General features: G+C 61.8%; 10 protein-coding genes. 8 read left to right on the forward strand and 2 right to left on the reverse strand.

From position 1 onward, the window contains the following. From Q0562_RS13845 to Q0562_RS12620, 5 genes are all read left to right on the forward strand, one after another. A partial coding sequence (locus Q0562_RS13845) for a pyruvate formate lyase family protein (protein ID WP_366144792.1) occupies positions 1-1041 on the forward strand: 1041 nt, incomplete at its 5' end. Between the two features lie 134 nt (positions 1042-1175). After that, complete coding sequence (locus tag Q0562_RS12605) at positions 1176-2768, forward strand: peptide chain release factor 3 (protein ID WP_298644889.1); 1593 nt, start codon at positions 1176-1178, stop codon at positions 2766-2768. 13 nt (positions 2769-2781) lie between these two features. Next, the gene (locus Q0562_RS12610; RefSeq protein WP_298644890.1) at positions 2782-4005 is read left to right on the forward strand and encodes an AAA family ATPase; all 1224 of its coding nucleotides are present in this window, start codon (positions 2782-2784) and stop codon (positions 4003-4005) included. 2 nt (positions 4006-4007) lie between these two features. Next, the gene (locus tag Q0562_RS12615) at positions 4008-4616 is read left to right on the forward strand and encodes a DUF4276 family protein (RefSeq protein ID WP_298644891.1); all 609 of its coding nucleotides are present in this window, start codon (positions 4008-4010) and stop codon (positions 4614-4616) included. A gap of 77 nt (positions 4617-4693) precedes the next feature. Next, entirely contained in the window at positions 4694-5242 is a 549-nt protein-coding gene (locus tag Q0562_RS12620; RefSeq protein ID WP_298644893.1) for a DUF1440 domain-containing protein, read from the forward strand. A 360-nt stretch (positions 5243-5602) separates the two neighbouring features. On the opposite strand, the gene mutS is transcribed toward Q0562_RS12620, so the two are convergent. Further along, a complete protein-coding gene (gene mutS, locus Q0562_RS12625; protein WP_298644894.1) occupies positions 5603-8203 on the reverse strand; it encodes a DNA mismatch repair protein MutS in 2601 nt (866 codons plus the stop codon). A 157-nt stretch (positions 8204-8360) separates the two neighbouring features. Between mutS and thrC the strand changes: the two genes are divergently transcribed. Genes thrC through Q0562_RS12640 form a run of 3 tightly spaced genes read left to right on the forward strand, consistent with a single transcriptional unit; the run spans position 8361 to position 11274 of the window. Next, positions 8361-9773 carry a threonine synthase gene (gene thrC, locus Q0562_RS12630; RefSeq protein ID WP_298644896.1) on the forward strand — a complete coding sequence of 471 codons (1413 nt, stop codon included), beginning with the start codon at positions 8361-8363 and terminating at the stop codon, positions 9771-9773. A 29-nt stretch (positions 9774-9802) separates the two neighbouring features. Beyond that, positions 9803-10906, forward strand: coding sequence for a hypothetical protein (locus Q0562_RS12635; RefSeq protein ID WP_298644897.1), 1104 nt, complete (start codon positions 9803-9805; stop codon positions 10904-10906). Further along, a complete protein-coding gene (locus tag Q0562_RS12640; RefSeq protein ID WP_298644898.1) occupies positions 10903-11274 on the forward strand; it encodes a VOC family protein in 372 nt (123 codons plus the stop codon). The genes Q0562_RS12635 and Q0562_RS12640 overlap by 4 nt, the downstream gene beginning before the upstream one ends. Positions 11275-11311: 37 nt before the next feature. Here the strand turns inward: Q0562_RS12640 and Q0562_RS12645 are convergent, their stop codons facing one another. Next, on the reverse strand, positions 11312-12121 hold the full coding sequence (locus Q0562_RS12645) for a hypothetical protein (protein ID WP_298644900.1): 810 nt from the start codon (positions 12119-12121) through the stop codon (positions 11312-11314). Positions 12122-12157: the final 36 nt, after the last annotated feature.

Raw genomic sequence — 12157 nt, forward strand, 5'->3', positions numbered from 1 at the left:
TACGCCATCGCCTGCTGCGTCAGCCCGATGGTGGTCGGCAAACAAATGCAGTTCTTCGGCGCCCGCGCCAACCTCGCCAAAACCCTGCTGTACGCCATCAACGGCGGTGTTGACGAAAAATCCAAAGAACAAGTTGGTCCGAAAATCGCCCCGCTCACCGATGAAGTGCTTGACTACGACACCGTCATCGCCCGTATGGACAGCTTCATGGACTGGCTCGCCACCCAGTACGTCACCGCGTTGAACTGCATCCACTACATGCACGACAAATACAGCTACGAAGCCGCGCTGATGGCACTGCACGATCGCGACGTTTACCGCACCATGGCTTGCGGTATCGCCGGGCTTTCCGTCGCTGCCGACTCGCTCTCCGCCATCAAATATGCCAAAGTCCGCCCGGTGCGTGACGAAAACGGCATCGCCGTTGATTTTGAAATCGAAGGCGAATACCCGCAATTCGGCAACAACGACGAACGCGTGGACAGCATCGCTTGCGACCTCGTCGAACGCTTCATGAAGAAAGTCGCCAGCCACAAGATGTACCGTGGTGCTACCCCGACCCAGTCCGTGCTTACCATCACTTCCAACGTCGTGTACGGCAAGAAAACCGGTAACACTCCGGATGGCCGCCGCGCCGGTGCACCGTTTGGCCCGGGTGCCAACCCGATGCACGGCCGTGATGTGAACGGTGCCGTCGCTTCCCTGACCTCGGTTGCCAAACTGCCGTTTGCCTACGCCAAAGACGGTATCTCCTATACCTTCTCCATCATCCCCGGCGCGCTCGGCAAAGACGACACCACGCGTCAGGCAAACCTCGCCGGTCTGATGGATGGCTACTTCCACCACGATAACGACATCGAAGGCGGCCAGCACCTGAACGTCAACGTCTTGAACCGCGAAATGCTGATTGAAGCGATGAACGACCCGGAACTCTACCCGCAGTTGACCATCCGCGTCTCCGGCTATGCCGTCCGCTTCAACTCGCTCACCAAAGAGCAGCAAATGGACGTCATCACCCGTACCTTCACCAAAACCATGTAAGGCACACTGGTGGCAAAAGTGCCGGGTTCATCCCGGCACTTTTTATGCCTGACGCCAAACCGTTCAACGCTTATACTAAACCCGCTTCCTGCCGCGCCCCGTGCGCGGCTTCTGTTTCAACCATACCGAACACCATGAGCGACATCCTTTCCAACGACTACCGCGACCGCCGCACCTTCGCCATCATCTCCCACCCCGATGCGGGCAAAACCACCCTCACCGAAAAACTGCTGCTCTTCGGCGGCGCGATAGCGCTGGCCGGCACGGTCAAAGGACGCAAGGCGGCGCGCCATGCCACCTCCGACTGGATGAAAATGGAACAGGAGCGCGGCATCTCCGTTACCAGCTCGGTGATGCAGTTCCCCTATAACGGTCGCGTCATCAATCTGCTTGATACCCCCGGCCACGAAGACTTTTCCGAAGATACCTACCGCACCCTCACAGCCGTGGACTCGGCGCTGATGGTCATTGACTGCGCCAAAGGCGTCGAAGAACGCACCATCAAACTGATGGAGGTCTGCCGCCTGCGCGATACCCCCATCTTCACCTTCATCAACAAACTCGACCGCGAAGGGCGTGAGCCGATGAGCCTGCTCGATGAAGTCGAAGACGTGCTGAAAATCCGCTGCGCGCCCGTCACCTGGCCGATCGGCATGGGGCGCTCTCTGCGCGGCGTCTATCACCTGCTCGAAGACAAAGTCTATTTCTACGAAGCGGGTAAAGGCGCGCTGGTCAACAACGGCGAAGAAGTACAGGGCCTCGACAACCCGCGCCTTGACGAACTCCTGCCTGATACCATCGCTGCCTTCCGTGACGAAATAGAGCTGCTGCGCGAAGCGGGGAATCCCTTTGATCATGACGCCTACCTGCGCGGCGAATTGACGCCGGTGTATTTCGGCTCGGCGATTGGTAACTTCGGCGTGCGCGAAATGCTGAACGGCTTTGCCGAATACGCTCCCGCACCACGCGCGCGGCAGACCACGGTGCGCGCCGTTGCCCCACAGGAAGACAAATTCAGCGGCTTCGTCTTCAAAATCCAGGCGAACATGGACCCGAAACACCGCGACCGCATCGCCTTCATGCGTATCAATTCCGGCACCTTTACCCCCGGCATGAAACTGCGCCAGGTACGCCTCGCCCGCGACATTAAAATCCCCGACGCACTTACCTTCCTCGCCGCCGAACGTGAACATATCGATAATGCCGTCGCCGGCGACATCATCGGCATCCACAACCACGGCACCATTCGCATTGGCGATACCTTCACCGAAGGCGAAGACCTGCAATTCACCGGCATCCCCGACTTCGCGCCGGAACTCTTCCGTCGTGTCCGCCTGAAAGATCCGCTGAAAATGAAAGCGCTCCTGAAAGGGCTGGAACAACTCTGCGAAGAAGGGGCGACCCAGTTTTTCAAGCCGCTGATTGGCAACGACCTCATCCTTGGCGCCGTCGGTGTGCTGCAATTCGATGTTGTCAAAGAACGCCTGAAAACTGAATACAACGTCGAGTGCCAGTTTGAAGGGGTGAACGTTGCCACCGCGCGCTGGGTGGAAGCGCCAGATGACAAAGCGCTGAAAGCCTTTACCGACAAAAACCAGGCAAACCTCGCGCATGACCACTATGGGCAACTGGTATACGTCGCGCCCAGCCGCGTTAACCTGCAACTCACGCAAGAACGCCATCCCGACATCGGCTTCGCCGCTACCCGCGACCACTTGGCGCAATAGCCCGGAGTCACTCATGGCCAGTATCGAAGGCTTCCGCGTACAAAACTTTCGCGCCTTGCGCGACATCACCCTCGGCAAAGTGTCATATGGGCAAAACGCCACAGCATTGACACCCTTCACCGTCGTCATCGGTAAAAATGGCGCAGGCAAAAGCACACTTCTTGATGCTTTCGGCTTCATCGCCGACTGCCTCGCTACCGATGTGGAAACCGCCTGCGACATGAAACAGCGCGGCGGCTTCGAGCGTCTGCGCAGCAAAGATAGTGACGAGCCCATCCGTTTTGCTATTTACTACCGCGAAGCGAGTAACGACCGCCCAATTACCTATGAACTCGCCATTAACTTGGATAAACACGGCCGTCCTTACGTCGAATCGGAGACCCTCAAACAGCGGCGTAAAGGGCAAAAACACGGCCAACCCCTCCCCTTTCTCCGCCTTAACCACGGCAAAGGCACCGCTTGGGCCGGTCAAGATGCTGTCGAAAGCGAAGAAGACAGCAGCAAAATTCCCGTCGAATTGACCGATCCGCGTCAACTCGGCATTGCCACCTTGGGCACCCTGCGCGAACATCCGCGTATCCAGCGTTTTCGTGACTTTCTGAAAAGCTGGTATCTGTCCTACTTCTACCCTGATGCTGCGCGCACCCTGTCCAATGCCGGAGCGCAGCGCCACCTCAATATCCACGGCGACAACATCGGCAACGTCGTGCAATACATGGAGCGCGAACACAAAGAAAGATTCCGCAAAATCCTCCTCCGTATTGCCGAAAGAATCCCCGGCATCACCCATATTGACACCGAAGTTACCGCCGACAAACGCGTACTCCTGCGCTTCAACGACGGCGCCTTCACCGATCCCTTCTTTGCCCAGCAAATGTCCGATGGTACCCTGAAAATTTTTGCCTACCTACTACTTTTGGAAGACCCCGAACCGCCGCCCTTTATCTGTATCGAAGAACCGGAAAATGGTCTTTACCACAAGCTGCTGGAAACCCTGGCCAATGAATTCCGCGCCCATGCCACCGGCAAAAAAAATGCGCCGCAAATCTTCGTGACAACGCACCAACCCTATTTTGTTGACGCACTCTCGCCGGAAGAAGTATGGATACTGGAAAAAGGCAGCGACGGATTCTCCACCATCCGTCGCGCCTCCGACATCGAGCTGGTAGACCGTTTGATGGAAGAAGGCCTACCTCTGGGCGGACTGTGGTACAGCGACTATTTGGATCGGGCTTAACCATGCACATCGAATTCCTGGTTGAAGACGCCTCTGGCAAAAAACTGCTGAGCGCCTTACTGCCCAAATTGCTAGATCCAGCACACACATGGCGCATCCACGCTTACAAAGGCGTCGGCCATATTCCGCCCAACCTTAAAGGAACAACTGACCCAAACAAACGTATTTTGCTCGATAACTTGCCCCGCCTCCTGCAAGGCTATGCCAATACCCCCGGCATTGATGCTGTCGTCGTGCTGGTCGATACCGATGACCGCAACTGCGCGGCCTTCCTTGCCGAACTCAACAAGCTGGCAGCGGCCAGTGCTCCCACACTTACCGTCCTCATCCGCCTGGCCATCGAAGAAATTGAGGCTTGGTATCTAGGTGATAAATATGCCCTGTCGCGCGCTTACCCTGCCGCCAGACAGCACCAGGACAAACTCAAACGCTATCAACCGGACAGCATCTGCGGCCCATGGGAATTACTGGCGAACATCATTTATCCTGGCGGCGCGGCCGCTCTCAAACGCGACAAAATTGTTGGCAGCAAAAATACGAATGGGCAGAAAAATTGCGCCACACATGGAGCCACAAAGAAACCTCTCGCCCAGTTTCCAAAAATTCTGTGAAGGCATACAGCGCCTGACAGTAACCTCCTGATGGCCCGCAACGGCAATCAGCTTTCCCCGACCCACACGGAGACACCATGAACTACCACAACACCCTCAACCGCAAAATCATCCTCTGGACGACCCTGCTTGGCGGCTTCTTCAGCTCGCTGGTCAAATGGGGTTCGGAAGTCAATACACCGCCGCGTATGCCTGGCGAAGTCTCGCCGCCCGGCGCGCATATCGATGCCTGGCTGGGCTGGCTCGGCATTAATCAGCACTCGCTGGATTATGTCTATCAGGGCAACAGTGTTCTCGGTGCAGTCACGCTCTATCACTGGCTGTTCAGCTTTGCCTTTGTGTACGTCATCGGCTCGGTTTATTGGAAACACATGCGGGCGTGGTACGGCGCGCTTTACGGCATCCTCATCACCGTCGTTATGCACGGATTCCTCATTCCGCTGCTGGGTTTTCGCAACCCCGTCTATGCAAACGGCGCGACCGGCTGGCTCTGGAACCTGAACTTCGCTGAAAATTTCAGCGAAATCATGGGGCACATCTACTGGGCGGCATCCATCGAAATCTGCATGATCGCGGTGCTGGCGCACTATGCCCGCCCGATACGCGGCGTGTGGTGGAAAGACTGAACCCCGCCGAAACAATAACCGCCCGCAACGGACGGTTTTTTATGGCCGCTGCAAGCGGAAATGGTGCGGCGTTGGCTCGCCCCGCCGGATAATCGCGGTATCGGCGCACTATGCCCGCCCGATACGCAGCGTGTGGTGGAAAGACTGAACCCCGCCAAAAAACCGCCCGCAACGGGCGGTTTTTTATGGTCGTTGCAAGCGGAAATGAAGCGGCGTTGATCCGCCCCGCCGGGCCCCAAAAAAAATCGCTGTGCGATTTTTATGGGAAGTTCGCGCCGGACTATTTGTACGGTCTTCGGCGTGCCAACCGCAATTTCTATTTGCAGCGACTATATGCCGCCGCCCAGCGGTGCCATGCCGTCAGCCCTGCAACTGCTTCTTCCAGCGGTAGATGAGTTCGTGCGCGGCGCGCGGGGTGAGCTCATCCGGGTTGGTGAGGGCGATTTCGTCCGCGAGTGCCTGCAAGCGCGGGTCGGTAGCGGGAGCAGCGGGGGGATTGTCGGCGGCGGGTGGGGCGAGCGGCAGTAGTTCGTGCTGTTGCATTTGCGGGCTGCCGTGGTCACGCCGGGTTTCGAGTTGGCGCAGTTTGGCGGTTGCGGCGTGGATGGTGTCCAGCGGCACGCCGGCCAGCCGTGCGACTTGCAGGCCGTAGCTTTTGCTCGCCGCCCCTTCTTCGACGTGGTGCAGGAAGACGATGTTGTCGTGATGTTCGACGGCGGCGAGGTGGATGTTTTTGATGTTTTTGTGGGTTTCGGCGAGTTCGGTCAGTTCGAAGTAGTGGGTGGCGAACAGGGTAAGGGCGCGGTTGTCGCGCGCCAGGCGTTCGGCGGCGGCCCAGGCGAGGGAGAGGCCGTCGTAGGTGCCGGTGCCGCGTCCGACTTCGTCCATGATGACGAGGCTGTGCGCGTCGGCGTTGTTGAGGATGTTGGCGGTTTCGGTCATTTCGACCATGAAGGTGCTGCGGCCGCCGGCGAGGTCGTCGCTGGCACCGATGCGGGTGTAGATGCGGTGCAGGCTGCCGATGCGCGCGCTTTTGGCGGGGACGTAGCTGCCGGCGCAGGCGAGGATGGTGATGAGGGCGGCCTGACGCATGTAGGTGCTTTTGCCACCCATGTTCGGGCCGGTGATGATAAGGACTTGGCGGCGCTTGCCGAGTTCGAGGTCGTTGGCGATGAAGGGTTCGCTGTTGTGTTGTTCGACGACGGGGTGGCGGCCTTGTTCGATGGTGAGGATGGGTTCGGGGTCAAGGGTCGGGCGGTGGTAGTGGTGCTTGTCGGCGAGGTGGGCGAAGGCGGCGAGGGTGTCGGTCTCGGCGAGCGCACGGGCGCAGGCGTAGAGGGCGTCGCGTTCGCCGTTAAGCGCGGCGAGCAGGGCGTCGTAGTGCTGTTTTTCCAGGGCGAGCGCCTGGTCACGCGCGTTCAGCACCTGGTCTTCGAGGGTTTTGAGTTCGGCGGTGATGTAGCGTTCGCTGTTTTTCAGGGTTTGGCGGCGTATCCAGTGCGCGGGCGCAGTGTCGCTCTGGCTGCGCGGGATTTCGATGTAGTAGCCGTGGATGTTGTTGTAGCCCATGCGCAGGTTGGGGATGCCGCTTTTGGTTTTTTCGGCGGCTTCGAGTTCGGCGAGGATGTTTTCGCTGTCGCGGGCGAGGTGGTTGAGGCGGTCGAGTTCGGGGTCGTAGCCTTGGGCGATGATGCCGCCGTCTTTGAGGGTGAGCGGTGGCGCTTCAACCAGCGCTTTTTCAAGGTGTGCAGTTGCAGCGGTGAGCGCGCTCAAGGCCGGGATGTAGGCAGCGAGCAGGCTGCTCTCCCCGGCGGGCGCTTGCAGTTGGGCGGCGATATGGGGGCAGCGTTGCAGGGTATCGCGCAGTTGCGCGAGTTCGCGCGGGCGGGCACTGCCGAGGGCGATGCGGGTGGTGATGCGTTCGATGTCGGCGCTGTGGTGCAGCAGGCTGCGCAGTTGTTCGCGCGCGTTGTTGTCGGCGAGCAGGGCGGCGACGGCGTCGTGGCGGGCGCTGATGGCGGCGTGCTCGCGCAGGGGGCGGTTGATCCAGCGTTTGAGGTTGCGGCTGCCCGCCGGGGTCTGGCAGTGGTTGATGCTGCCGGTGAGGCTGCGTTTATAGTCGCCGCCGAGGGTGTAGTCGATTTCGAGGTTGCGGCGGCTGGCGGCGTCGATGGTGAGGCTGTCGTCGCCACTTTCGCGCAGGAGCGGGGCGAGCGGCGGCAGGGTTTGTTTGTGGGTGTCGTAGAGGTATTGCAGGAGGCAGCCGGCGGCGCCGAGGGCGGGATCGTCGTCGCGGATGCCGTAGCCGCTGAGGGTTTTGATTTGGTAGTGCTGCAGGATGAGGTTCAGCGCGCTGTCGTGGTCGTAGTACCAGTCCGGCTGGCGGCGCGGGCGTTTTTGTCCGGCGAGGGCGGCAGGCAGGCGGGCACTGTCCGGGATGAGGATTTCCGCCGGTTGCAGGCGTTCGAGTTCGCTTTTCAGCGCGTTTTCATCAAGCGGCTCGCTGATGCGGTATCTGGCGCTGCTGATGTCCGCCCAGGCGAGATGGTAGTGCTCTTTGCCGGGAGCGATGCTGGCGAGGATGTTATCGCGGTTTTCGTCCAGGAGGGCTTCGTCGGTGAGGGTGCCGGGAGTGATGATGCGGGTCACGGCGCGCTCGACCGGCCCTTTGGCGAGTGCCGGGTCGCCGATTTGTTCGCAGATGACGGCGCTTTGCCCCTGTTTGATGAGCTTGGCGATGTAGGTATCAATGGCATGCACGGGTACGCCCGCCATCGGGATGGGTTTGCCCGCCGACTGCCCGCGCGTGGTGACGCTGATGCCGAGCAGTTCGCCGGCGCGGCGCGCGTCGTCGTAGAAGAGTTCGTAGAAGTCGCCCATGCGGTAGAGGACGAGGGTGTCGGGGTAATCTTTTTTGATGCCGAGGTATTGTTGCATCATCGGCGTGTGGGCGCTGTGCATGGTCTTGGGCTGGAGGTTGGGATGTGGGCGAAGTGTAGCAAGTTATGGGCATGGTGCGGCGGGGCGCGCGGGGAGCCTCCGTCTTGCAGGACAGGCAGGCGCAGAGGACAATGCCCCTGCAAGACAAACGCACCAAGCGACTCACAAGGAGAACCCCATGCAATACCAATCCACCCGTGGCGCCGGACTCGGCGGTTTCAGCGACATCCTCCTGCAAGGGCTCGCGCCCGACGGCGGCCTCGCCATGCCCGCCAGCATCCCGCATATCGACGCCGCCACGCTCGCAAGCTGGCGCGGGCTTGATTATGCCGACCTCGCCTTTGCCGTGATGCGCCCCTTCATCGGCGACATTCCCGAAGACGACCTGCGCGCCATCCTGCGCCGCACCTACACCGCCGCCGCCTTCGGCAGCGCCGACATCACCCCGCTCACCCGCCTCGGCGACAGCACTACCTACCTGCTCGAACTCTCGAACGGCCCCTCGCTCGCCTTCAAAGACATCGCCATGCAATTCCTCGGCAATGTCATGGAATACGTCCTCGCAGCGCGCGACGCGCGGCTCAACATCCTCGGCGCCACCTCCGGCGACACCGGTTCCGCCGCCGAATACGCCATGCGCGGCAAGGCGCGCATCAACGTCTTCATGCTCTCGCCGCACGGGCGCATGAGCCGCTTCCAGCAGGCGCAGATGTACAGCCTGCACGACGAAAATATCCACAACATCGCCATTCGCGGCGTCTTCGACGACTGCCAGGACCTCGTCAAGGCGGTCAACAGCGACGCCGCCTTCAAGGCGGCGCACCACATCGGTGCGGTCAACTCCATCAACTGGGCGCGTGTGCTGGCGCAAAGCGTCTATTACTTCAAGGCCTGGCTCGCCCTCGCGCTCCCCGCCGGCAGCGCGGTGGATTTCTGCGTGCCCTCCGGCAACTTCGGCAACATCTACGCCGGTTATCTTGCCAAACAGATGGGTCTGCCCATCGCCCATCTCGTCATCGCCACCAACGAAAACGACGTGCTCTACGAAGCGCTGCAAAGCGGCCACTACCGCGCCCGTCTGGCGGCAGAAGTGGCAAAAACCAGCAGCCCCTCGATGGACATCGGCAAGGCGAGCAACTTCGAGCGCTACCTCTACAACCTGAGCGGCAACGACGCCGCCGCGACCGCCGCGCGCTGGCGTGAACTGGACACGGCAGGCGGCATCGACCTGCAACCGCTCATGGACAGCATCCGCGCTTCGGGCTTTGCCGCCGGGCGCAGCAGCCACGTCGACCGCCTCGCCACCATCCGCGAGACCTACCAGCGCTACAACCGCCTCATCGACCCGCACACCGCCGACGGCGTGTACGTCGCCAAACACTGGCGCGCCGAGAACAAAAGCGAGCGCCCGCTCATCTGCCTCGAAACCGCGCAGCCCGCCAAATTCGAGGCGACCGTGCGCGAGGCAACCGGCCTGCGCGCCCCGCGTCCCGAGCGTTTCGCGGACATCGAAGAAGCGCCGCGCCGCGTCGTCGTCATGGAAAACGATGCGGACACGCTGAAAGACTACATCGCCGCCGCGCTCGCCTGAGTCAACCCGCACACAAAAACGAGGACACCATGCAAAACCTCTTCCGGCCCTACACCTTCAACAACGGCGCAAGCGTCAAAAACCGCCTCGCCGTCGCGCCGATGACCCATTTCTCCTCCGACCCGGACGGCCACCTCAGCGACGAAGAACGCCGCTTCCTGCAAGGCCGCGCCACCGGTTTCGGCCTCTTCATCACCGCCGCCACCCTGGTCGCGCCGGAAGGCAAAGCCTTCATCGGCCAGCCGCATGCCATCAATAACGCCGACATCGCGCCGCTGCGCGAAACCGCCCGCCTCATTCAGGCACAAGGGGCGAAGGCCATCCTGCAAATCCACCACGGCGGCAGTCAGGCCGTGGCCGAACTGCTCGGCGGGCGGGACAAAGTCGCGCCCGGCGATGATGAAGAAAACGGCGCCCGTGCCCTCGCGGCGGCGGAAATCGGACACATCATCGCCGCCTTCGGCCGCGCCACCACCATCGCCATCACGGCGGGCTTCGACGGCGTGGAAATCCACGGCGCGAACGGCTACCTGTTGCAACAGTTCTATTCCGGCCACAGCAACCGCCGCCGCGACATCTGGGGACAGGAACGCCTGCGCTTCCCGCTGGCGGTGGTTGATGCCGTCGCCGCCGCCCGCGCCGCAGCGGGGCGGCCCGACTTCATCATCGGCTACCGCTTCTCGCCGGAAGAAGCGGAAGAAGACGGCCTCACCATGCAAGACACCTTCGTCCTGGTCGATGCCCTCTGCGGCAAACCGCTGCAATACCTGCACGTGTCCCTGCACGACTATTTCAGCCACGCGCGGCGCGGTGCCGACAGCAGCCGGACGCGGGTCGCGCTGCTGCATGAGCGCATCAACGGCCGCCTGCCGCTGATGGCCGTCGGCAGTCTGCTCACGGCAGAGCAGATTGCCCGCGCCGCCGCCGACGGCAACGCCGAATTTATCGCCCTCGGCCGCGCCGTGCTGCTCAACCCCGACATGGCAACCCTGCTGCAAAACGGCGACTACGACCGCATCGAAACCGAACTCGACCCCGCCCGCCGCGAGGCGTACCGCTACCCGCGCCACCTGTGGGAGCTCAATCTGCGCAATTCCGGCTTCCTGCCGCGCATCAAGGGGGCGGCATCATGAAGGAGCGCAACAACACCATCACCTACCTCGAATTTCCCGCCGCCGACCGCGCGCGCCTGCACGCCGCAGAAGCCTTCTATGGCGCGGTCTTCGGCTGGCAATACCGGCACTGGGGCGACGATTACCGCGACACGGACGGCAGCGGCATCGGCAGCGGCCTCTGCGTCAGCGATGCCGCCGCGCCGCTTGCGGTGATTTATTGCGCGGAGCTGGGAAACGCCTACCGTGCCGTCATCGCCGCAGGCGGCGAGATCGTGCAGGACATCTTCAGCTTCCCCGGCGGCCGCCGTTTTCATTTCCGCGATCCGGCGGGCAACATCCTCGCCGTGTGGTCGGACAAGGCGGCGCAATCCGCCGAAGTGGCCTGAACAAAAAAGCTGCCGGAAGGCAGCTTTTTTTTTGCATTCATTGCCATACCCGAAGAGCGGCACAGAAGGCGGCGACAGCCGCCGGATGATGGCCGAAATACAGCGCCGGTTCGATCAGCTCGATTTCATTGATGAGGTAATCGCCGTCTGCCGTGATGAGCCCGTCCACGCGGGCATAGAGCGGTGGCGAGGGCAGGGCGGCCAGCACCGCTTCGGCGCGACTGCGCCAGGCGGGTTCGGGCGTAACCGGCAGGATTTCCACGCCATAGGCACTGTTGGCGCGCCATTCGCCCGCTGCCGGGCGGCGGTGCGCGGCGTGGCTGTATGCGCCGCCGAAGTAGATAAGGCAGACCTCGCCGCCGGGGGCTTCGATGTAAGGCTGAACGAGGATGCCGTCCGGGTAGGCGGCAAGGGTCGGCATGTCGTGATTCAGGCGGCGCACACCGCGCCCGCTTTGCCCGATGAGCGGCTTGATGACGGGATTGTCCCAGCCGGTGGCGGCGATTTGCCTCGCCCAGTCGTAGTCGTCGCCGGGGTAGAGGTCAAGACCGGGGGTAACGGGATGACCGGATGCCGCGAGTTCGCAGAGGTAGCGTTTGTTCAGGTTCCAGCGTTGCAGCGCGGGCGGGTTGACAAGGCGCGCCCCCGCCTGCTCTTGCGCGGCAAGCCAACGACGGTAGGCGGCAGGGTCGTCGCTGTAATCCCAGACGGCCAGCGGCAGGATGGTGGCGGCGGCAGGCGCGATGTCCTGCCAGGGGATGAGCGCGGCATCCAGTGCGGCGGCAAGGATGCGCAAGTCGGCATTACCCTGCGGCCAGGCGGGGCAGGTGGCGATAATGAGCGGCATGGTGTTCTCCGGAAGCGTGCGTAAAAAAACGGGCAG

The sequence above is a fragment of the uncultured Cardiobacterium sp. genome, from assembly GCF_938028825.1.
Lineage (GTDB): Bacteria > Pseudomonadota > Gammaproteobacteria > Cardiobacteriales > Cardiobacteriaceae > Cardiobacterium.

Bases quoted from the DNA above. Each gene is read 5' to 3' on its own strand.
- Q0562_RS12620 (WP_298644893.1), top strand. From the start codon at position 4,694: ATGAACTACCACAACACCCTCAACCGCAAAATCATCCTCTGGACGACC.
- mutS (WP_298644894.1), bottom strand. From the start codon at position 8,203: ATGCACAGCGCCCACACGCCGATGATGCAACAATACCTCGGCATCAAA.
- Q0562_RS12645 (WP_298644900.1), bottom strand. From the start codon at position 12,121: ATGCCGCTCATTATCGCCACCTGCCCCGCCTGGCCGCAGGGTAATGCC.
- Q0562_RS12640 (WP_298644898.1), top strand. From the start codon at position 10,903: ATGAAGGAGCGCAACAACACCATCACCTACCTCGAATTTCCCGCCGCC.
- thrC (WP_298644896.1), top strand. From the start codon at position 8,361: ATGCAATACCAATCCACCCGTGGCGCCGGACTCGGCGGTTTCAGCGAC.
- Q0562_RS12635 (WP_298644897.1), top strand. From the start codon at position 9,803: ATGCAAAACCTCTTCCGGCCCTACACCTTCAACAACGGCGCAAGCGTC.
- Q0562_RS12605 (WP_298644889.1), top strand. From the start codon at position 1,176: ATGAGCGACATCCTTTCCAACGACTACCGCGACCGCCGCACCTTCGCC.
- Q0562_RS12610 (WP_298644890.1), top strand. From the start codon at position 2,782: ATGGCCAGTATCGAAGGCTTCCGCGTACAAAACTTTCGCGCCTTGCGC.
- Q0562_RS12615 (WP_298644891.1), top strand. From the start codon at position 4,008: ATGCACATCGAATTCCTGGTTGAAGACGCCTCTGGCAAAAAACTGCTG.